This window comes from Streptomyces sp. NPDC058289 (genome assembly GCF_042880975.1).
GTDB lineage: Bacteria > Actinomycetota > Actinomycetes > Streptomycetales > Streptomycetaceae > Streptomyces > Streptomyces stoeckheimensis.
The window spans coordinates 21,928-42,960 of record NZ_JBHVYI010000016.1 but is presented as its reverse complement, the minus strand read 5'-3'; the positions used below and the strand labels follow the sequence as shown (position 1 = coordinate 42,960).

Annotated in this window: 18 protein-coding genes; 5 read left to right on the top strand and 13 right to left on the bottom strand. The window is 71.9% G+C overall.

Annotated features, from left to right (window positions below; genetic code table 11):
• Positions 1–40 precede the first annotated feature (40 nt).
• The 13 genes from ACFVX6_RS10920 to ACFVX6_RS10860 all read right to left on the bottom strand — a co-directional run bounded on the left by ACFVX6_RS10920 (position 41) and on the right by ACFVX6_RS10860 (position 13,089).
• Positions 41–1,057 carry a glycosyltransferase family 2 protein gene (locus ACFVX6_RS10920; protein WP_389690051.1) on the bottom strand — a complete coding sequence of 339 codons (1,017 nt, stop codon included), beginning with the start codon at positions 1,055–1,057 and terminating at the stop codon, positions 41–43.
• A 102-nt stretch (positions 1,058–1,159) separates the two neighbouring features.
• Positions 1,160–1,552: a YccF domain-containing protein gene (locus ACFVX6_RS10915; protein ID WP_274549068.1), complete on the bottom strand. Its 393-nt coding sequence runs from the start codon at positions 1,550–1,552 to the stop codon at positions 1,160–1,162.
• On the bottom strand, positions 1,549–2,412 hold the full coding sequence (gene htpX / locus ACFVX6_RS10910; protein ID WP_250740894.1) for a zinc metalloprotease HtpX: 864 nt from the start codon (positions 2,410–2,412) through the stop codon (positions 1,549–1,551). The genes ACFVX6_RS10915 and htpX overlap by 4 nt, the downstream gene beginning before the upstream one ends.
• 266 nt (positions 2,413–2,678) lie before the next feature.
• Complete coding sequence (locus ACFVX6_RS10905) at positions 2,679–4,331, bottom strand: NADH-quinone oxidoreductase subunit N (RefSeq protein WP_389690048.1); 1,653 nt, start codon at positions 4,329–4,331, stop codon at positions 2,679–2,681.
• A complete protein-coding gene (locus ACFVX6_RS10900) occupies positions 4,328–5,896 on the bottom strand; it encodes a NuoM family protein (protein ID WP_266960135.1) in 1,569 nt (522 codons plus the stop codon). The genes ACFVX6_RS10905 and ACFVX6_RS10900 overlap by 4 nt, the downstream gene beginning before the upstream one ends.
• Before the next feature lie 38 nt (positions 5,897–5,934).
• Entirely contained in the window at positions 5,935–7,980 is a 2,046-nt protein-coding gene (locus ACFVX6_RS10895; protein WP_389690046.1) for an NADH-quinone oxidoreductase subunit L, read from the bottom strand.
• Positions 7,977–8,360 carry an NADH-quinone oxidoreductase subunit NuoK gene (gene nuoK, locus ACFVX6_RS10890; RefSeq protein WP_389690044.1) on the bottom strand — a complete coding sequence of 128 codons (384 nt, stop codon included), beginning with the start codon at positions 8,358–8,360 and terminating at the stop codon, positions 7,977–7,979. The genes ACFVX6_RS10895 and nuoK overlap by 4 nt, the downstream gene beginning before the upstream one ends.
• Positions 8,360–8,950: an NADH-quinone oxidoreductase subunit J gene (locus ACFVX6_RS10885; RefSeq protein ID WP_389690042.1), complete on the bottom strand. Its 591-nt coding sequence runs from the start codon at positions 8,948–8,950 to the stop codon at positions 8,360–8,362. Before ACFVX6_RS10885 ends, nuoK begins: the two co-directional genes overlap by 1 nt.
• Positions 8,947–9,552 carry a NuoI/complex I 23 kDa subunit family protein gene (locus tag ACFVX6_RS10880; protein ID WP_389690040.1) on the bottom strand — a complete coding sequence of 202 codons (606 nt, stop codon included), beginning with the start codon at positions 9,550–9,552 and terminating at the stop codon, positions 8,947–8,949. Before ACFVX6_RS10880 ends, ACFVX6_RS10885 begins: the two co-directional genes overlap by 4 nt.
• Positions 9,553–10,521 (bottom strand): NADH-quinone oxidoreductase subunit H, encoded by a 969-nt coding sequence (locus ACFVX6_RS10875; RefSeq protein WP_389690038.1) that lies wholly within the window; start codon positions 10,519–10,521, stop codon positions 9,553–9,555. It abuts the gene before it with no gap.
• A complete protein-coding gene (locus ACFVX6_RS10870) occupies positions 10,518–12,059 on the bottom strand; it encodes an NADH-quinone oxidoreductase subunit C (protein WP_389690036.1) in 1,542 nt (513 codons plus the stop codon). The genes ACFVX6_RS10875 and ACFVX6_RS10870 overlap by 4 nt, the downstream gene beginning before the upstream one ends.
• Positions 12,056–12,691 carry an NADH-quinone oxidoreductase subunit B gene (locus ACFVX6_RS10865; protein WP_389690034.1) on the bottom strand — a complete coding sequence of 212 codons (636 nt, stop codon included), beginning with the start codon at positions 12,689–12,691 and terminating at the stop codon, positions 12,056–12,058. The genes ACFVX6_RS10870 and ACFVX6_RS10865 overlap by 4 nt, the downstream gene beginning before the upstream one ends.
• Positions 12,682–13,089 (bottom strand): NADH-quinone oxidoreductase subunit A, encoded by a 408-nt coding sequence (locus ACFVX6_RS10860; RefSeq protein ID WP_250740903.1) that lies wholly within the window; start codon positions 13,087–13,089, stop codon positions 12,682–12,684. Before ACFVX6_RS10860 ends, ACFVX6_RS10865 begins: the two co-directional genes overlap by 10 nt.
• Positions 13,090–13,244: 155 nt before the next feature.
• Between ACFVX6_RS10860 and ACFVX6_RS10855 the strand changes: the two genes are divergently transcribed.
• The 5 genes from ACFVX6_RS10855 (at position 13,245) to ACFVX6_RS10835 (ending at position 20,959) form a co-directional block, all read left to right on the top strand.
• Positions 13,245–14,438, top strand: a complete 1,194-nt coding sequence (locus tag ACFVX6_RS10855) for a sensor histidine kinase (protein ID WP_389690032.1) — start codon at positions 13,245–13,247, stop codon at positions 14,436–14,438.
• Positions 14,439–15,465: 1,027 nt separating this feature from the next.
• Positions 15,466–16,770, top strand: coding sequence for a sensor histidine kinase (locus ACFVX6_RS10850; protein ID WP_389690030.1), 1,305 nt, complete (start codon positions 15,466–15,468; stop codon positions 16,768–16,770).
• Positions 16,771–17,077: 307 nt separating this feature from the next.
• Positions 17,078–17,737 (top strand): response regulator transcription factor, encoded by a 660-nt coding sequence (locus ACFVX6_RS10845; protein WP_308313410.1) that lies wholly within the window; start codon positions 17,078–17,080, stop codon positions 17,735–17,737.
• A gap of 143 nt (positions 17,738–17,880) precedes the next feature.
• Positions 17,881–19,899, top strand: coding sequence for a 2-oxoacid:acceptor oxidoreductase subunit alpha (locus tag ACFVX6_RS10840; protein ID WP_389690028.1), 2,019 nt, complete (start codon positions 17,881–17,883; stop codon positions 19,897–19,899).
• On the top strand, positions 19,892–20,959 hold the full coding sequence (locus ACFVX6_RS10835) for a 2-oxoacid:ferredoxin oxidoreductase subunit beta (RefSeq protein WP_389690026.1): 1,068 nt from the start codon (positions 19,892–19,894) through the stop codon (positions 20,957–20,959). Before ACFVX6_RS10840 ends, ACFVX6_RS10835 begins: the two co-directional genes overlap by 8 nt.
• Positions 20,960–21,033: the final 74 nt, after the last annotated feature.

Genomic DNA, 21,033 nt, shown 5'->3' with positions numbered 1-21,033 from the left:
CCTCGACAAGGGGCGACGAGGGAGCTAAGAGGGCGCGACCTCAGTCCGCTTGGCGCTCCGTGTTCCGCGCCGGGGCATGCGAGTCGTACCCCACGAAGAAGGTGGGTCGGCGCTGCACTGCCGTGTAGATGCGGCCGATGTACTCGCCGAGCAGGCCGACGCAGATCAGCTGCACGCCGCCGAGGAACAGCATCACGATGAACAGCGAGGTCCAGCCGGGGACGGTCTGGCCCTTCAGGTAGATCGCCAGGGTGGCGCCCACCATCAGCAGGCAGCCGAAGAAGCTGGCCACGCCCAGCCAGGTTGCCAGGCGCAGCGGGGCGGCGGAGAAGTTGATGACGCTGTCGACGCCGAGCCGGAGCATCTTGCTCAGCGGGTACTTGGTCTCCCCCGCCACCCGCTCCTCGCGCTGGTAGGTGACCTGGCCGCTGGGGAAACCGAGCCACGGCACGAGCAGGCGGTACACCTGATGCTGGTCGGGCATGGCCTTGACCGCGTCGACCGCCGCGCGGCTCAGCAGCCGGAAGTCGCCCGCCTGCGCGGGCACCTGCTTGCCGACCAGGCGGCGCATGAGCCAGTAGTACGCGCCGGCCGTGTGCCGCTTGAACCCGGTGTCCGTGCTCCGGTCGGACCGGACCCCGTAGACGATGTCGAGACCGTCCGCGCGGGCCAGGTCGAGCATCTCCGGGATCTTCTCCGGCGGGTCCTGGAGGTCCGCGTCGATGCTGGCCACGTAGGCGCCCGAGGCGCTGTGCAGGCCCGCGGTGAGGGCGGCCTGGTGGCCGGAGTTCCCGCGCAGCCGCACGATCCGCAGTTCGGGCCATTTGGTCTGGAACTCGGTGAGCAGTTCCGCCGTGCGGTCCTTGCTGCCGTCGTCGACGGCGACGACCTCGTATCGGACGGCCATGGCGTCGAGTGCCGGGCGCAGTCTGCCGACCAGGGCCGGCAGCGCGTCCTCCTCGTCGTACATCGGCACGACCACCGAGAGGGTCGTGGAGGGCTCGGAGTGCTCGGAGAACTCGGAAGGCTCAGAGGGCTCAGAGGGCTCAGTCGACATCGGTTCTTCCCTGCCCATCGTGCGTGCCGCTCGTCCGCGTCACTCGTCCGCAACCCGGAACTTTAATACGAGTGGATTTACCGGATCCGGGCTCAGCGCGGCTCAGCGCGAGGCGAACGGAGCGTCCGTGGGGACGATCTCGCGGCCCAGCGGGAGCAGGGAGAGCGGGACCATCTTGAAGTTGGCGATGCCGAACGGGATGCCGATGATCGTGATGCACAGCGCGATGCCGGTGACGATGTGGCCGAGGGCCAGCCACCAGCCGGCGAGGACCAGCCACAGCACGTTCCCGACGCAGGACGCGGCGCCCGCGTCACGCCGCTCGACGGTCGTGTACCCGAAGGGCCACAGGGCGTACACGGCGATGCGGAACGAGGCTATGCCGAAGGGGATTCCGATGATGGTGATGCAGAGGATCACACCCGCCAGGCAGTAGCCCAGGAAGAGCCAGACTCCGCTGAGGACGAGCCAAATGAGGTTCAGGATGGTCTTCACTGACTGCGGCCTGCCATCTGTTCGAGCCGGGCGATGCGCTCGGCCATCGGAGGGTGCGTGGAAAACATTTTGGACAATCCTTCGCCGGGACGGAAGGGATTGGCGATCATCATGTGGCTCGCGGTCTCCAGTCGCGGCTCGGCCGGCAGCGGGAGCTGCTTGGTGCCGGCGTCCAGCTTGCGCAGGGCGCTGGCGAGGGCGAGCGGGTCCCCGGTGAGCTGGGCCCCGGAGGCGTCCGCCTCGTACTCGCGCGAGCGGCTGATGGCGAGCTGGATCACGGAGGCCGCCAGCGGGCCCAGGATCATGATCAGCAGCATGCCGAAGAGGCCCGGTCCCTCGTCGTCGTTGGAGCGGCCGATGGGGATCAGCCAGGCGAAGTTGACCAGGAACATGATCACGGAGGCCAGGGCGCCCGCGACGGAGGAGATGAGGATGTCGCGGTTGTAGACGTGGCTGAGCTCGTGGCCGATGACCCCGCGCAGCTCGCGCTCGTCGAGGATGCGCAGGATGCCTTCGGTGCAGCAGACCGCGGCGTTGCGCGGGTTGCGGCCGGTGGCGAACGCGTTGGGGGCCTCGGTCGGGGAGATGTAGAGCCGGGGCATGGGCTGGCGCGCGGACGTGGAGAGCTCGCGCACCATGCGGTAGAGCTCGGGCGCCTCGAACTCGCTGACGGGGCGGGCCCGCATCGCGCGCAGGGCCAGCTTGTCGCTGTTCCAGTACGCGTACGCGTTGGTGCCGAGGGCCACGAGGACGGCGACGATCAGGCCGCCCCGGCCGAAGAAGCTTCCGATGAGGATGATGAGGGCCGACAGACCACCGAGGAGTACGGCGGTCTTCAGCCCGTTGTGCCGGCGGTGCACGGTGCGCCCTCCAAGTGGTGCGGCAGGGGGACCCGTCCAGGATCTGGGGATCGGAGGGCCTACGGTCCAGTGGACCCTTCCTTCCTGGTCAACGCGAGGTGAGGGCGGCAGGTTCCCCGGGCACGCCCGTCCCCGCCGCCCCGGTGGACCGGGGGGCGCGGCTGGGGCGGGGCCGCGGCGGGCGCCGTGGAGGTTAGGCCGTACGGGTTATGGGCGCGGGCCGGTCGCGGCGCTGACGGGGCTCCCGGCGGACCTCCGGAGCGGCTCTACAGCGGGAAGAGGCTGCCGGTGGCGAAGCGCAGGACGAGCTGCGGGGCACCCGAGAGGACCAGAGCGGTGGCGGCGGTGAGCACGATGGCCGCCGTGACCGGCCAGGGGGTGCCCGTACGGGGCTGCGCGCCCTCCTGTGCGCCTTCCCGTACCCCCTCCTGCGCCGCGTCCCCGTCGGGGGTGCGGAAGAGCAGGGCGGTCCAGCGCAGGTAGTAGTACAGCGCGACGACGACGTTGACGGCCATGACCACGGCGAGCCAGCCCAGTCCCGCGTCGACCGCCGAGCGGAAGACGGTGACCTTGGCGAAGAGCCCGATGATGCCCGGCGGCAGACCGGCCAGGCAGAGCAGGAAGAAGGCCATCGCGAGGGCGGCGAGCGGGCTCTCGGCGTACAGGCCCCGGTAGTCGGAGAGCCGGTGCAGCGGCTTCGTGCGGGCCACCAGCGCGGCCACGGCGAAGGCGCCGAGGTTCACGGCGGCGTACATGAGGGCGTAGGCGACGGTGGAGCCGATCTGGTCGCGGCCTGCGTAGGCGGCGGCCGCGATCGGGACCAGCAGGTAGCCGGCCTGGCCCACGGAGGACCAGGCGAGCAGCCGTACGGCGCCGCCCGGCCGGTCGGCGGACTGGCGCAGGGCCGCGGCGTTGCCGAGGGTCATGGTGAGCGCGGCGAGGACGGCGAGGGCCGGGCCCCAGACGTCGGAGTACGCGGGGAAGGCGATCACGGTGACGAGGATGAGGCCGGTGAAGCCGACGGCCTTGCCGATGACCGACAGGTATCCGGCGACGGGCAGCGGAGCGCCGACGTAGGTGTCCGGGACCCAGAAGTGGAAGGGGACGGCGGCCGTTTTGAAGGCGAAGCCGACCAGGGTGAGCGCGACGCCGGCCATGGCGAGGGTGTCGAGCTGTCCGGGGACGTGTCCGAGCCGGTCGGCGACCTGGGTGAGGTGCAGGGAGCCGGTGGCGGCGTAGACGAAGCTGACGCCCATCAGGGACACGGCGGTGGCGGTGACGGAGGACAGGAAGAACTTGAGGGCGGCCTCGGAGGAGAGCCGGTCGCCGCGGCGCATGCCGACGAGGGCGAAGGCGGGCAGCGAGGCGACTTCGAGGGCGACGATCAGGGTGGCGAGGTCGCGGGAGGCGGGCAGCAGGGCCGCGCCGGCGGCGGAGGAGAGCAGCAGGAACCAGTACTCGCCGGCCGGCATGCGCGCCTCGCGGACGGCGGTGACCGACAGCAGGGCGGTGACCAGGGCGCCGCCCAGGACGAGGAACTGCACGACGAGCGCGAAGTGGTCGGCGGCGTAGCTGCACGCCGCGGGGTCCGCCGTACCGGGTCCGGTGAGGCAGAAGGTGGTGCGGTCGCCGGCGCGCAGCGGCAGCAGGGTGGCGGTCGCGGCGGCCAGCCCGGCCACGGAGATCCAGCCGAGCAGCGGCTTGCGGCGCTCCGGCACGAAGAGGTCGAGGACCAGCACGAGGAGGCCGACGGCGGCGGTGATGACGACCGGCGCGATGGCGAGCCAGTCGACGGACTGGACCAGGCTGGTGGCGTCGGCGCCGGCCGCGGCGATGACGAGCGGCTGGACGAGCGGCTGAACGAGCGGCTGGACGAGCGGCTGAACGATGGGCTGGACGATGGGCTGAAGGACCGTCATGAGTTCCCTCCCGCGAGGAGCTTCTGGACGGCCGGGTCGGTGAGGCCGAGGAGGACCGCGGGCCACAGGCCGGCGAGGAGGGTGAGGGCGACGAGCGGGCTCCAGGCGGCGTACTCGTAGCGCTGGATGTCCGCGAGGACCACGGGGGCGGCGGCCCCTTCGCGCGCGGCCTTCGGGTCGCCCATGCACACCCGCCGTACGACGATCAGAAGATAGGCGGCGGTGAGCAGGGTGCCGAACGCGCCGACGGACATGTACGTGAGGAACGCCGGCCGCGACAGGCCCTCGGCGGGGTCGAACGCGCCGAAGAGGGCCAGCATCTCGCCCCAGAAGCCGGCCAGGCCGGGGAGGCCGAGCGAGGCGATGGCGGCGAAGGCGAGGAGGGCCCCGAAGCGGGGGGCGCGGCCGTAGAGGGCCGCTCCGGTGGCCCCGGCGAGGGTGTCGAGATCGGCCGTGTTGTAACGGTCTTTGAGCGCGCCGACAAGAAAGAAGAGAAGGCCGGTGATCAGACCGTGCGCGACGTTGGCGAACAGCGCGCCGTTCACGCCGGTGGGGGTCATGGACGCGATGCCGAGGAGGACGAAGCCCATGTGGCCGACGGAGGAGTACGCGATGAGGCGCTTGAGGTCGCCCTTGTTGCCCTTGCGGGCGAGGGCGAGGCAGGCCAGGGACCCGTAGACGATGCCGACCGCGGCGAAGGCGCCCAGGTACGGGGCGAAGGTGGCCATGCCGTCGGGGGTGGCGGGCAGCAGGATCCGGACGAACCCGTAGGTGCCCATCTTCAGCAGGACGCCCGCGAGGAGGACGGAACCGACGGTGGGTGCGGCCGTGTGGGCGTCCGGCAGCCAGCTGTGCAGCGGCCACATCGGGGTCTTCACGGCGAGGCCGATCCCGATGGCGAGAACGGCCAGGACCTGGGTGGTGTGGGACAGTTCGCGGCCGTTGTCGGAGGCGAGTGCCACCATGTCGAAGGTGCCGCTGTTCAGCCCGATCAGCAGCAGGCCGAGCAGCATCACCACGGAGCCGAGGAGGGTGTAGAGGATGAACTTCCAGGCGGCTGCCTGCCGCTGAGCACCGCCCCAGCGGGCGATGAGGAAGTACATCGGGATGAGGACCATCTCGAAGGCGAGGAAGAACAGCAGCAGGTCGAGGACGGCGAAGGTGGCGAGGGTGCCGGACTCCAGGACCAGGAGCAGGGCGACGAAGGCCTTCGCGGAGGGGCCCGCGGGGAGCTTGAAGTAGCTGTAGAGCGCGCAGAGGAAGAACAGCAGCGCGGTCATCAGGAGGAGGGGGAGCGAGATGCCGTCGATGCCGAGGTGGATCCGGACGTTCAGGGCCTGGATCCAACTGATGTCCGTCGTCGCCTGGAAGCGGGACGGGGCGTCGTGGTCGAAGCCGACGGCGAGGACGATCGCCGCGGCGAGGATGGCACCGGTCACGGTCACGCCGTGGCGCAGTACGGCCTGTTCGGGGCTCTTGCCCTTCAGCCCGGGCGGGGCCGGCAGGAGGGCGGCGACGGCGCCGACGAGCGGGCCGGCCACGACGAACGCCAGAAGGAACTGCATCACGGACGGGCTGATATCAATCACGGCTGACTCACGGCTCACGATCCGGCGTTGACGTTGGCGAGGACGGCGGTGGCGATCGCCAGGACCACGGCGCCGGCGAGCAGGGCACTCAGGTAGCTCTGCACGTTGCCGGTCTGGGCGCGGCGTACGAGGCCGCCGAGCAGCCGGGGGCCGAGGCCCGCGCCACGGACGTACGAGTCCACGACCTCGCGGTCGAGGAAGCGTACGAGGGCTGCGGTGGCTCGGACGGGGCGGACGAACAGGCGGTCGTAGACGGCGTCGAGGTGGAAGCCGACGGCGGCGTGCCGGTGCAGCGGGCCGAGGAGCGCGCGGCCGGGGTCGGCGGCGGGGGCCGTGGAAACGACCGGGTGGTCGTGGGTGACCTCGGCGACTTCGGGGCTCTCGGCAGCGGACTCGGCGGCGACGACGGCCGCGGACACTGCGGCGGTGGCGCCGGCGGTGGCGTGCGATCCGGCGGCGGCTCCGGACGGGGCTGCCGGGGCAAGGGCGGCCTGGGCCTGGGCGCGCTGCCACAGGGCGTAGGTGAGCACCGCGCCGACGGCGGCGGCGCCCGTACCGAGGACCGAGGTCGTCAGCGACGGGGTGAGCTCGCGGCCGTCGAAGAAGTCGGAGAGGGGGCCGGCCAGCAGCCCGAAGCCGACGGACGGGATCGCCAGCAGCCACAGCACGCCGGTCATGGCAACGGGCTCCTTGCCGTGGTCGGGGGCGGCTGCGCCCCGGCCGCGGAAGGCCATCAGCCACAGCCGGGTGGCGTAGGCGGCGGTGAGCAGGGCGGTCAGCACGCCGGCGACGAGGACCACCCAGCCGGCCGCGCTCGGGGCGAGCTCCGAGTGGCCGCCGGCGGTGTGCTCGGCGGCGACGAGGACGGCTTCCTTGGAGAAGAAGCCGGCGAAGGGCGGGAAGGCGGCGAGCGCGAGCAGCGCGATCGTCATCGTCCAGAAGGCGTCGGGGATGCGCTTGGCCAGGCCGTCCATGCGGGACATGGCGGCGAGGGAGTTCGTCCCCGCGGCGTGGATGATCACGCCGGCGCCGAGGAACAGGAGCGCCTTGAAGGCGCCGTGGGACAGGAGGTGGAAGACGGCGGCCGCGCGGTCGCCGACGGCCAGGGCCCCGGTCATGTAGCCGAGCTGGCCGATCGTGGAGTAGGCGAGCACCCGCTTGATGTCGTCCTGGGCCAGGGCGGCGAGGGCGGAGCCGACCATCGTGACGGCCGCCATGACGGCCAGGACCACCAGTGCGGCCCGGGAAGCCGCGAAGACGGGGAGGAGGCGGGCGACGAAGTAGACGCCGGCGGCGACCATCGTCGCCGCGTGGATCAGTGCGGAGACCGGGGTGGGGCCCGCCATGGCGTCCGGAAGCCAGGTGTGCAGCGGGAACTGCGCGGACTTGCCCGCGACTCCGGCCAGCAGGAGGAGCGCGATGAGCGTCGGGTGGTCGAGCCCGCCCGCGGCGACCGTACCCAGGATCTTGGTGATCCGGAAGGACCCGGCGTCGGTGGCGAGCGCGAACAGACCGATGAGGAAGGGGACGTCGCCGAGCTTGGTGACGAGGAAGGCCTTCAGGGAGGCGGAGCGGGCCGCCTCGGTCTCCCAGTAGTGGCCGACCAGGAAGTACGAGCAGATGCCCATGATCTCCCAGCCGACCAGCAGCACCATCAGGTCGCCGGAGTAGACGACGAGCAGCATGGCGGAGGTGAACAGTGAGACCAGAGCGGCGTAGGACGGGTAGCGCGGGTCCTCGCGCAGGTACGCCGTCGAGTAGATCTGCACGCAGGTGGCGACGAGGCCGACGAGGACGGCCACCATGACGGCGAAGCCGTCCAGGTGGAGCGAGAGCTCGATGGGCACCGAGCCGGTCGGGGTCAGCTCGGTCGCCGTGTCGATCGCCTTGCCGCCGCCCTGGCGGAAGGCGACCAGGACCGCGATGACGGCGGCCGCCAGCGTCGGCAGGACGGCGAGCGGCTTGACGAAGCCGGGGGCGGTGCGGCCGAGCAGCAGTCCCGCCAGTGCGCCCAGGAAGGGCAGGAGGGGGACCAGTACGGCGAGGGTCGGGGTGCTCACGCGGCGGCTCCGGTCGCAGGGTTCGCGCTGTGCGCACTGTCCGCGCTGTCTGGGGTCATGCCGTCCCGCTCATGGCCCTCGGCGGTGTCGCGCAGTCGGTCCACGTCCGCGGTGCCCCGGTTGCGGTAGACCATCAGCACGATCGCGAGGCCGATGCCGATCTCGGCGGCGGCGATGGCGATGGTGAAGAGGGTGAGGGCCTGGCCGGCGTGCAGGCTGTCGCGCAGCCAGACGTCGAAGGCCACCAGGTTGAGGTTGACGGCGTTGAGCATCAGCTCGACGGACATCAGGACCAGGATGGCGTTGCGGCGGGCGAGCACTCCGTACAGGCCCGTGCAGAAGAGGAGCGCCGCCAGCACGGCGGGGTAGGCGAGGTGCATCAGCGCTGCCCCTTCTTGTCGGTGCCGGGCGCGGTGGGGGGCGCGGTGTCGGGGGCGTCCTTGCGGGACAGCACGATGGCGCCGATCAGGGCCGCGAGGAGGAGGACGGAGAGCGCCTCGAACGGCAGCACCCAGTGCCGGAAGAGGATCTCTCCGGAGACCTTGGTGGAGCCCTGGGCGGGGCCGTCGAGGTCGATCCAGGTGGTGCGGAAGGCGTCGACGACCACCCAGACGAGCGCGGCGGCCGCGACGAGGGCGACGCCGAGCGCGACCGGGCGGTTGCCCGAGTCGGCGTCCAATGAGCGGCCGATGGGGGCCTTGGTGAGCATCAACCCGAAGAGGAGGAGGACGACCACGGAACCGAGGTAGATCAGCACCTGGACCCAGGCGATGAACTCGGCGGTCAGCAGCAAATACTCGACGGCGATCCCGCCGAGGGCGACGACCAGCCACAGGGCGGCGTGCACGAGCTGCTTGGTGGTGACCGTGACGGCGGCCGCGCCGAGGGTGGCGAGGCCGACGAGGACGAAGGCGATCTCGACGCCGGTCGGGGAGAGGAAGCCGTTGCCTTGGGCGGCTGCGGTGATCACGCGTCTCCTTCCGGGGCCGGGTCCGGGGCCGTGGTGTCGGGGTTCGCCTCGGCGGCTGCTGCTGCGGCGGCTGCCGCAGCTGCGGTCTCCGCCTTCTCCACGGCCTTGCGGGCGGCCGCGATTTCCTTGGGCTCCTCGGCGGCCGGGTCCAGGGCGGGCGGGGCCGGGACGGTCCACATCCACTCGCGCAGCTTGTCGCGCTCGTGGGTCAGTTCGTGGATGTCGGTCTCGGCGTACTCGAACTCCGGCGACCAGAACAGCGCGTCGAAGGGGCACACCTCGATGCAGATGCCGCAGTACATGCAGAGGGAGAAGTCGATGGCGAAGCGGTCGAGGACGTTGCGGCTGCGCTCACGGCCACCGGGGGCGGCCGCCGGAACCGTCTCCTTGTGGGAGTCGATGTAGATGCACCAGTCGGGGCACTCGCGCGCGCACAGCATGCAGACCGTGCAGTTCTCCTCGAACAGGCCGATGACCCCGCGCGAGCGCGGCGGGAGTTCGGGCTGTACCTCGGGGTACTGGGCGGTGTGCGAGCGCTTCGTCATCGTGCGCAGCGTGACGGCCAGGCCCTTGGCGAGGCCGGAGCCGGGGATGGGAGGCATTTACTGGATCGCCACCTTCACGATGCCGGTGAGCGCGATCTGGGCGAGCGCGAGGGGGATGAGTACGGTCCAGGCGAGCTTCTGCAGCTGGTCCTCGCGCAGCCGGGGGTAGCTCACGCGGAGCCAGATCACCACGAAGGAGAGCGCGGCGATCTTGAGCAGGGTCCAGACCCAGCCGAAGCCGTCGCCGCCGAAGGGGCCGTGCCAGCCGCCCAGGAAGAGGACGGTGGTCAAGGCGCACAGGACGACGATGCCGGCGTACTCGGCGAGCAGGAACAGTGCGAAGCGCAGGCCGGTGTACTCGGTGTACGCGCCGAAGATGATCTCGGAGTCGGCGACGGGCATGTCGAAGGGGGGCCGCTGGAGTTCGGCGAGGCCGGCGGTGAAGAAGACGAGCCCGCCGACGATCTGCCAGGGCAGCCACCACCACTCGAAGGCGCCGACGATGCCGGGGAGCGAGACCGTACCGGCGGCCATGGCGACCGAGGCCGCCGCGAGCAGCATGGGGAGCTCGTAGGCGAGCAGCTGGGCGGCGGTGCGGAGGCCTCCGAGGAGGGAGAACTTGTTCGCGGAGGCCCAGCCGGCCATGAGCGAGCCGAGCACTCCGACGCCCATGACGGCGAGCGCGAAGAAGAGCCCCGCGTCGATGACCTGGCCGACGGCGCCCTCGCCGGGGCCGATCGGGATGGCGAGGAGGACCAGGAGGTACGGGAGGAGCGCGACGGCGGGGGCGATCTGGAAGACACGGCGGTCGGCGTTGGCCGGGACGATGTCTTCCTTCTGCGCGAACTTGACTCCGTCGGCGACGAGCTGGGCCCAGCCGTGGAAGCCGCCTGCGTACATGGGGCCGAGGCGGCCCTGCATGTGGGCCATCACCTTGTGCTCGGTCTGCCCGACGACGAGCGGGAGCACGAGGAAGACGGCGAAGACGACGATCAGCCGCAGGGCGACGTCGAGGACGTCGTTCACGCGGCGCCTCCGGTGGGGTCGTTGGGGGTGGGGTTCGTCTCGGAGGGGTCCGTGTCGGAGGGGTCCGTCTCGGAGGGGTCCGTCTCGGAGGGGTCCGGCTTGGGGGCGGACTTGGACCCGGGCTCCTGCTCGGACTCGGGCTCGGCGGAACCCGCCGGGCCGTGGGTCGAAGCGGCCTGGTCCGCCGGAGCGGGCGGTTCGGCCGGTTCGGCCGCGGCCGGAGCCGCCGCAGGGGCCGGGGTCGCCGGAGCGGCCGAAGCCGATGGGTCGACCGGGTCGGCCGAGGTGGCCGGAGCAGCCGGTTCGGTCGGTTCCGCCGCCGAGGTGTCGAAGGCGGGCTTCGGGTTGTGCCAGGGGGCGTCTGCGCTGCCGCGGAGCGTGCGTGCGGGGGCCTGGGGTTCCGCCGCGGGCGTGCCCTCGGCCTCGGCCGGGGCTGCGGCGGCCTGGCTCGCGGAGCCGTCCGCGACCGAGCGCGTACGGCGCGGCGTGCGAGCAGGGGCTGCGCCCGTGCCCGGGGCCGGCTGCGGGGTGCCCGCCGGGTCGGACGGGGACTCCGCCTGGCTCGCGGAGCCTTCCGCGGCCGAGCGGGTACGGCGCGCCGGGCCACCCGGGGCCGACTCGGGCGGGGCCGGGGTCGTTTCAGGTGTCGTCGGCGTGGCTTCGGCTTCGGCCGGGACGGCTGCCGCGTCGGCCGGAGCTGCCGGGGCGCCCGCCGAAGGCGGGGTTGTTCCGGAGGCCGGGGCCCCGGTCTGGCTCGCGGAGCCGTCCGCGACCGAGCGGGAGCGGCGGACCGGGCGGGCCGGGGTCTCCTCGGACGGGGGCGTCAGGGCTTCGGGTGAGGTGCGGGCCGGGCGGTCGCCGGCGGCGCCGGCCGCGGCGCGCGGGGTGCGGGCGGGGCGGTCGCCCGGGGCGCCGGCCGCGGCGCGGGGGGTGCGGGCGGGGCGGGTGGGGGCCGGGGGGAGCTGGCCCTTCATCGGGCCCCAGTCGTTGGGGTCCGGTACGCCCGGCGGGAGCATCTGGCGGCGCTTCGGGGCGTCCGGGTCGTGCGCCTCGCCCGGCTCCTTCGCGCCCGGCCAGGCCTTGGCGACCCGCGCCGCGAGGACGAAGTCCTTGCGCAGCGGGTGGCCCTCGAAGTTCTCGGGGAGGAGCAGCGGCACCAGGTTGGGGTGGTCCGTGAAGACGACCCCGAACATCTCGAAGGTCTCGCGCTCGTGCCATTCGGCGCCGGCGTAGACGGCGACGGCCGAGGGCAGGGAGGGCGCCGAGTGCGGGACGGTGGTCCGCAGCAGGAGGCGGCGTACGCGGTGGTTCTCGAGGGAGACCACGTGCGCGCAGATGCGGAAGCCCGTGCCCGGCTCGTCCACCGCGCTCAGCCAGTCGAAGTAGGTGCAGCCCAGCTTGTCGCGGGCGATCTCCAGCGCGGGGATCCAGCTCGCGGTGGGGACGTCGACCGTGAGGACGGAGTACGCGAAGGAGCCGACGGCTTCCTCGCCGAAGACCGTTCCCGCCGCGTCCGGGAGGGAGTCGAAGAGGTTCACGCGTCCGTCCCGGGAGCGGGGGTGGAGGAAGGAGCGGGGGGAGGGGTGATCAGGCCGCTGGTGAGTTGTGCCGGGGACGGCGTCGGCGTGTTCGCGTAGCGCTCGGCCAGCGATTCGCGGGCGATCTTCTCCTGGAGCTTGAGGATGCCCTGGAGGAGGGCCTCGGGGCGGGGCGGGCAGCCGGGGACGTAGACGTCGACCGGGATGATCTGGTCGACGCCCTTGGTCACCGAGTACGAGTCCCAGTACGGGCCGCCGCAGTTGGAGCAGGCGCCGAAGGAGATGACGTACTTGGGCTCGGGCATCTGCTCGTACAGCCGCTTGACGGCCGGGGCCATCTTGTCCGTCACCGTGCCGGAGACGATCATGAGGTCCGCCTGGCGCGGGCCGGGCGCGAAGGGGATGACGCCGAGCCGGATGAAGTCGTGGCGGGCCATCGAGGCCGCGATGAACTCGATCGCGCAGCAGGCGAGGCCGAAGTTGAAGACCCACAGGCTGTAGCGGCGGCCCCAGTTGAGGACCACCTTCATGGGCTCGGGCGCAAGGCGGGACAGGACGCCCAGCCGCTTCGGCTCCGGGAGCAGCTGCGGCTCCGACGGCACGGCCGGGGTACCGGCCGGGGTCACAGCCATTCGAGGACGCCCTTCTTGTACGCGTAGAGCAGGCCGACGGCCAGGAAGCCGAGGAAGATGAACATCTCCACCAGCGTCGTGGCGCCGTAACCGGCGGCGGCGAACACCGTCGCCCAGGGGAAGAGGAAGATCGAGTCGACGGCGAAGATGACGTAGAGGAAGGCGTAGACGTAATAGCGGACCTGGGTGTGCGCCCAGCCCTCGCCCACCGGGTCCACGCCGCACTCGTAGGTCAGCAGCTTCTCGCGGGTCGGGACGGACGGGCTCAGCAGGCGGTTGGCGCCGAACGCCACGGCCACGAAGAGCACACCGAGCGCGGCCAGGAGGCCGACGACCGAATACGTTCGGAAGTAGTCCGCAGCGAGCACGGATACGGTCGATACCGTTGGTTCGGGCACGTCCGTTCCTCGTTCCTCGGCCACTGTCGACGATCAGGTTGATCTGGTACGGACGGGAGTCTAGGGCCTGGGCTCCGCGGGGTGGGGTTATCCCCCGTTTACCTCGGCCCGGCTACCCCATGGCATCGGGCCCGCGCGCTTGGCAGGGTGGGCGCATGACCGCGAGCAAGCACACCCCCGACGACGGCACTCCTCCTCCCGTACGCGCACCCTTCGGTGCCGTGACGTGGAAGGAAATCGCTTACCTGTTGAGCAATTTGCCCGCCGCCCTCATCGGGTTCGTCTTCACGGTGGTGATGGTGACGACCGCGGGCGGTCTGTCGGTGACCGCGATCGGTCTGCCGCTGTTCGCATGCGGTCTGTTCGTGTCTCGCCAAATGGGACGGCTGGAACGGGCGCGGGCGCGCGACCTCTTGGGCGTACGGGTCGACGAGCCGACGCCGATGCCCGGGCCGCGCCGCTCCGGGGGGTTCTTCCCCTGGCTGTGGGCGAGCCTCAAGGACCCGGTGGCGTGGCGGACCGTGCTGTTCGAGCTGATCCGGCTGCCGTGGGCGGTGGTCACCTTCACCGTGGCGCTGACCGGGCTCTTCGTGCTGTGGCCGGTGCTGCCGTGGGTGGTCCGCGGGCTCGCGAACGTGGACCGGGCGATGGTAAGGGGCCTGCTGTCGCCCTCCGACGAGCTGGAGCGGCGCATCGCCGAGCTGGAGTCCGACCGGGGTGTCGTCGTCGACACGGCTGCGGCGGACCTGCGGCGCATCGAGCGGGACCTGCACGACGGGGCGCAGGCCCGGCTGGTGGCGCTGGCGATGGGGCTGGGCCTGGCGAAGGAAAAGCTGCTGGAGGACCCCGAGGGGGCGGCGGCGATGGTCGACGAGGCGCACGGAGAGGTGAAGATCGCCCTCCAGGAGCTGCGGGACCTGGCCCGCGGGATCCACCCGGCGGTGCTGACCGATCGCGGGCTGGACGCGGCGCTGTCCTCGGTGGCCTCCCGGTGCCTGGTGCCCGTGAAGGTGGCGGTGGACCTGCCGGCGCGGCCGGCGGAGGCGATCGAGGGGATCGCGTACTTCGTGGTCTCGGAGCTGCTGCAGAACGTGAGCAAGCACGCCGGGCCGGGGGCGCGGTGCGCGGAGGTCGAGGTGTGGCGCACGGGTGGCTCCGCCGACGGGCGGCTGCTGATCCGGGTGTCGGACGACGGGCGGGGCGGCGCGGATGCGTCGGCCGGGTCGGGGCTGGCGGGGCTGGGCGAGCGGCTCGACGCGGTGGATGGCGTGCTGGTGGTGGAGTCCCCCGAGGGGGCGGGGACCGTGGTCACGGCGGAGCTGCCTTGGCGGGAGCGGGCCTCGCGATAACGCTCCGCGCAGCGGGGCCGGTCCCGTCGGGGCGGGAGCCCCCGTCCGCCTCAAGCGCCGGCGGGGCTGGGTGTGGCTACCCGCCGCGGGCGGGTGCGGCGCCGCTCCCGGGGACCAGCCCCGGACCCCCGCGCCTCAAACGCCGGCGGGGCTGGATTTGGCGGGCCCGGAGTTGCCCGACAGGGCTGGAGCCGCCCGGTCGGGCTGGACCGAGTGCCCGCCGCGAGCAGATGCGGCACCGTACCCGGGGACCAACCCCCGGACCCCCACGCCTCAAACGCCGGCGGGGCTGGATTTGGCGGGCCTGGATTGCCCGGCAACGCTGCAGTTGGCCGACAGGCCTGGAGGTGGCCGGCGTCGGCGTGCAGGTATGGGCCTCGTGGGGGCTGAACGTGGCAGGTAGGGGCTGGATCGTCCTCAGGGCGGTCCAGCCCCGCCGGCGTTTGAGGCGCGGGTCTGGGCGGAGCCCAGGGGAACGGGCGAAGGGCGGGTAGGGGACTCGGCCTACGGCTGGCCGCGCCGGTAGCCACGGCCGTGGCCGTGGCCGTCGCCGTGGCCATCGCCGTGGCCATCGCCGTGGCCATCGCAGAGGCCATCGCAGAGGCCGTGGCCGTCGCCGGTGCCGTCGCCGGTGCCGTGGCCGGTGCCGTGGCCGGTGCCTGTGCCGTCGCCGGTGCCATGGCCGGTGCCTGTGCCGTCGCCGGTGCCAGTGCCGGTGCCAGTGCCAGTGCCGTCGCCGGTGCCAGTGCCAGTGCCGTCGCCGGTGCCGGTGCCGTCGCCAGTGCCGTGGCCGTGGCCGTGGCCGTGGCCGTGGCCGTCGACAGGCTCCCCAGGGCACCCGGGCCGAAGGTCCCGGGCAACCCCGCGCCGGGAAGGGCATCGGCCCCGTGCCCGGGAGGCTCCGGGCGCGGGGCCGTGCCCGGGGTGGGGTTAACCCCCCGGGGGAGAGACCGACCTGCCGGATGTTCCGCGAGGGGGCTCCGCGGGAGGGTGGGGGGACACAGTGGAGGAAGGGCGGGTCGGCGACATGGGTAGCGGCGCACACGGCGACAGCGGTATCGGCAGGGTGGCGCGGGCTCCCTTCGAGGGGCGGACCTGGCGGGAGTTCGGGTACCTGATGCTCGGGCTGCCGCTCAGCACCCTGTACTTCTCGCTCGCCATCACCGGCGTCAGCCTCGGCGCGGGGCTGCTCGTCACCTTCCTCGGAGTCCCGGTGCTGGCAGGGGTGCTGGCCATGTGCCGCGGGTTCGGGCGCGTGGAGCGGGCCCGGGTACGCGGCATGCTCGGCGTCGACATCGCGGAGCCGGCTCCGATCCGGGCGGAGAAGGGCGGGGCGATCGCCGGGATGGCGGCGCTGCTCAAGAGCGGGAGCGCCTGGCGGCACGTGCTGTACTCGGTGATCCACTTCCCGTGGGCGGTGTTCGCCTTCTGCGTGGCCCTGACGTTCTGGGCCTACGGGTGGGCCATGCTGCTGTACCCGCTCTGGTTCTGGGTGTTCCCGGCGTTCACCGATCAGCCGGGGCTGCAGCTCTTCCAGAACGACGACTACTCCTTCTACCTGGACTCCCCGCTCGCGATCGCGGCGACCTGCGCGACCGGGCTCGCCCTCACGCTGGCCACCCCCTGGGTGGTCCGCGCCCTGACCACCGTGGACCGGGTGCTCGTCTGCGGGCTGCTCGGGCCGTCCCGGCTCGCGAACCGGGTGAGCGAGCTGGAGTCGGACCGGGGTGTCGTGGTCGACACCGCCGCGGCGGACCTGCGGCGCATCGAGCGCGATCTGCACGACGGGGCCCAGGCCCGGCTGGTGGCGCTGGCCATGGACCTGGGGCTGGCGAAGGAGAAGCTGACGGAGGACCCCCGGGCCGCCGCCCGGATGGTGGACGAGGCGCACGGAGAGGTGAAGATCGCCCTCCGGGAGCTGCGGGACCTGGCCCGCGGGATCCACCCGGCGGTGCTGACCGACCGGGGGCTGGACGCCGCCCTGTCCTCGGTGGCCTCCCGGTGTGCGGTGCCGGTACGGGTGGCAGTGGATCTGCCCTCGCGGCCGGCGGCGGCCATCGAGGGGATCGCGTACTTCACGGTGTCGGAGCTGCTGCAGAACGTGAGCAAGCACGCGAGGGCCCGTACGGCCGGGGTCGACGTGTGGAAGTCCGGCGAGCGGCTGCTGATCCAGGTCGCCGACGACGGGGTGGGCGGGGCCGGCACCCTGGCCGGTTCGGGACTGGCGGGGCTGGCCGAGCGGCTCGACGCCGTGGACGGGGTGCTGGTCGTGGACTCCCCCGCCGGGGGCGGCACGACCGTCACCGCGGAACTCCCCTGGCGGGCCGTCTGAGGCACCCGTACCCCTCCTGCTCACCGCACGGATGCCCCGCAGGGGTGTCCGTGCGGCGGCCGTATGTCGCCCCTCGCCTCCCGTCCGCCCCCACCGGGTGTCGTTCGGCCCACCGGGAGCGGGGGCCAAAGCCCTGACTTCGGGGGGTGGGTGGCGCGGAGGGGCGCTCAGGGCCGAAAACAGCCGTTCCAGGGGTACGCGTTGATCGCGCTCCGGCTATATCCGGGCTCAAGACTGGGATGCTTGGCTGAGTCAGGGAACACGGGGAACGAGCAAACGCGGGAGCAGCGGAGTCGTGGAAGACAGGGTGCGGGTGGTCATCGCCGAGGATTCAGTGCTGCTGCGTGAGGGCCTGACCCGGTTGCTGACCGACCGGGGGCATGACGTCGTCGCAGGCGTCGGGGACGCGGAAGCCCTGATCAAGACGGTGGCGGAGCTGGCGGCCGAGAACGCGCTGCCGGACGTGGTGGTGGCGGACGTGCGGATGCCGCCGACGCACACCGACGAGGGCGTACGGGCCGCCGTACGGCTGCGGCGCGATCACCCCGGCATAGGTGTGCTCGTGCTGTCCCAGTACGTGGAGGAGCAGTACGCCACCGAGCTGCTGGCCGGCTCCAGTACCGGAGTGGGGTATCTGCTGAAGGACCGGGTGGCCGATGTGCGCGAGTTCCTCGACGCCGTCGTCCGCGTGGCCCGGGGCGGTACGGCCCTGGACCCGGAGGTCGTGGCGCAGCTGCTCGGCCGCAGCCGCAAGCAGGACGTGCTGGCGGGGCTGACCCCGCGCGAGCGCGAGGTGCTCGGGCTGATGGCCGAGGGGCGGACCAATTCCGCGGTGGCCAAACAGCTGGTGGTGAGCGACGGCGCGGTGGAGAAGCACGTCAGCAACATCTTCATGAAGCTGGGCCTGTCGCCCAGTGACGGGGATCACCGGCGCGTGCTGGCCGTTCTCACCTACCTAAGATCTTGATCAACTGACACTCTGTCAGGTAAGGCCGGATTCGGACAGACCGCCGAAGGGGCGGTCCAGAAAATGAGCACCCCGGGAAGGAATCCCTGCGGACGTAGGGTTGACCTTGGGCAGTGCTCACGCCTCGAAGGAGGTCCAGTTCAGTGACCAGCCAGGTCAGTAGCCCAGCCGAACAGTCCGACGGGGCCGAAGGCGCAGTCGTCGGCGAGCAGCGCACGCCCCCGAGCCCGAACGGTGAGCCCGGCGACGACACAGCTCACGCGGGCCCCGAAGGCCGCGGAGACGCCGGATACGCCAAGGACGCCGCGGCGAAGGAAGTACGCCGACTCGATCGGGTGATCATCCGCTTCGCGGGTGACTCCGGTGACGGCATGCAGCTCACCGGTGACCGCTTCACCTCGGAGACCGCCTCCTTCGGCAACGACCTCTCGACGCTGCCGAACTTCCCGGCCGAGATCAGGGCGCCCGCCGGCACCCTCCCCGGCGTGTCGTCCTTCCAGCTGCACTTCGCCGACCACGACATCCTGACGCCGGGCGACGCCCCGAACGTCCTGGTGGCGATGAACCCGGCGGCGCTGAAGGCGAACATCGCGGACGTGCCGCGCGGCGCGGAGATCATCGTCAACACCGACGAGTTCACCAAGCGCCCGATGGCCAAGGTCGGCTACGAGACCTCCCCGCTGGAAGACGGCTCGCTGGACGCCTACAACGTCCACCCGGTGCCGCTGACCACCCTCACCGTCGAGGCGCTCAAGGACTTCGGGCTCTCCCGCAAGGAGGCCGAGCGCAGCAAGAACATGTTCGCGCTCGGGCTGCTGTCCTGGATGTACCACCGGCCCACCGAGGGCACCGAGACCTTCCTGCGGCAGAAGTTCGCGAAGAAGCCGCAGATCGCGGAGGCGAACGTCACCGCCTTCCGGGCCGGCTGGAACTTCGGCGAGACCACCGAGGACTTCGCCGTCTCCTACGAGGTGGCCCCGGCCACCCGCGCCTTCCCGGCCGGCACCTACCGCAACATCTCCGGGAACCTCGCCCTGTCCTACGGGCTGATCGCGGCGGGCCAGCAGGCCGATCTGCCGATCTACCTGGGCTCGTACCCGATCACCCCGGCCTCGGACATCCTGCACGAGCTGTCGAAGCACAAGAACTTCGGCGTACGCACCTTCCAGGCCGAGGACGAGATCGCCGGCATCGGCGCGGCGCTGGGCGCGGCCTTCGGCGGCGCGCTGGGCGTGACCACCACCTCCGGCCCGGGCGTGGCCCTGAAGTCCGAGACGATCGGCCTCGCGGTCTCCCTGGAGCTGCCGCTGCTGATCGTGGACATCCAGCGCGGCGGCCCGTCGACCGGGCTGCCGACCAAGACGGAGCAGGCCGACCTGCTCCAGGCCATGTACGGGCGCAACGGCGAGGCCCCGGTGCCGATCGTGGCCCCGCGCACGCCGGCGGACTGCTTCGACGCCGCACTGGACGCGGCCCGGATCGCGCTGACCTACCGGACCCCGGTGTTCCTGCTCTCCGACGGGTACCTCGCCAACGGCTCCGAGCCCTGGCGGATCCCGGACGTGGCGGACCTGCCGGACCTCAAGGTGCAGTTCGCCTCGGGCCCCAACCACGAGCTCGCGGACGGCACCGAGGTCTTCTGGCCGTACAAGCGCGATCCGCAGACCCTGGCCCGCCCCTGGGCGGTCCCCGGCACGCCGGGGCTGGAGCACCGGATCGGCGGCATCGAGAAGCAGGACGGCACGGGCAACATCTCGTACGACCCGGCCAACCACGAGCTCATGGTCCGCACCCGCCAGGCCAAGATCGACGGCATCCGGGTCCCCGACCTGGAGGTCGACGACCCGGACGGCGCGCGGACCCTGGTGATCGGCTGGGGCTCGACGTACGGCCCGATCACGGCCGCCGTGCGCCGGCTGCGGATCGCCGGGATCCCCATCGCGCAGGCCCACCTGCGCCACCTCAACCCCTTCCCGAGGAATCTGGGTGAGGTCCTGAAGCGTTACGACAAGGTAGTGGTGCCGGAGATGAACCTCGGGCAGCTCGCGACCCTCCTGAGGGCGAAGTACCTGGTCGACGCGGCGTCGTACAACCAGGTGAACGGCATGCCGTTCAAGGCCGAGCAGCTCGCCAACCATCTCAAGGAGGCCATCAATGACTGAGGTGACCGACAGCCCCACCCTGCTCTCGCTGGTACCCAAGGCGGCCGCCAAGCAGTCGATGAAGGACTTCAAGTCGGACCAGGAGGTCCGCTGGTGCCCCGGCTGCGGCGACTACGCGGTGCTCGCCGCCGTCCAGGGCTTCATGCCGGAGCTGGGGCTGGCGAAGGAGAACATCGTCTTCGTCTCGGGCATCGGCTGCTCCTCGCGCTTCCCGTACTACATGGACACGTACGGGATGCACTCGATCCACGGCCGCGCCCCGGCCATCGCGACGGGTCTCGCCACCTCGCGCCGCGACCTGTCGGTCTGGGTCGTCACCGGTGACGGGGACGCTCTCTCCATCGGCGGAAACCACCTGATCCACGCCCTGCGGCGGAACGTCAACCTCAAGATCCTGCTGTTCAACAACCGGATCTACGGGCTGACCAAGGGGCAGTACTCCCCCACCTCCGAGGTCGGCAAGATCACCAAGTCGACCCCGATGGGCTCGCTCGACGCCCCCTTCAACCCGGTCTCGCTCGCGATCGGCGCGGAGGCCTCCTTCGTGGCCCGTACGGTCGACTCCGACCGCAAGCACCTCACGGAGGTGCTGCGCGCCGCGGCCGACCACGAGGGCACGGCGCTGGTGGAGATCTACCAGAACTGCAACATCTTCAACGACGGCGCCTTCGAGGTCCTCAAGGACCACGAGCAGGCCCAGGAGGCCGTGATCCGCCTCGAGCAGGGGCAGCCGATCCGCTTCGGCGTGGACAACGCCAAGGGCGTCGTGCGCAACGTGGCCACCGGGGACCTGGAGGTCGTGACCGTGACCCCGGAGAACGAGTCCCGGATCCTGGTCCACGACGCCTCCTCGGCCTCCCCGACCAACGCGTTCGCGCTGTCCCGGCTGGCCGACCCGGACACGCTGCACCAGACGCCCATCGGGGTGTTCCGCAACGTGCGGCGGCCCGTCTACGACACGCTCATGGCCGATCAGCTGGAGACGGCCGTGGACCGCAGCGGCAAGGGCGACCTGGGCGCGCTGCTGAGCGGGAACGACACCTGGACGGTCGTCGGCTGAGGCATCGGCTGAGGCATCCGCTGAGGCATCGGCTACAGCCCTTCGAAGCCCGGACCCGCAGGGAGGGTCCGGGC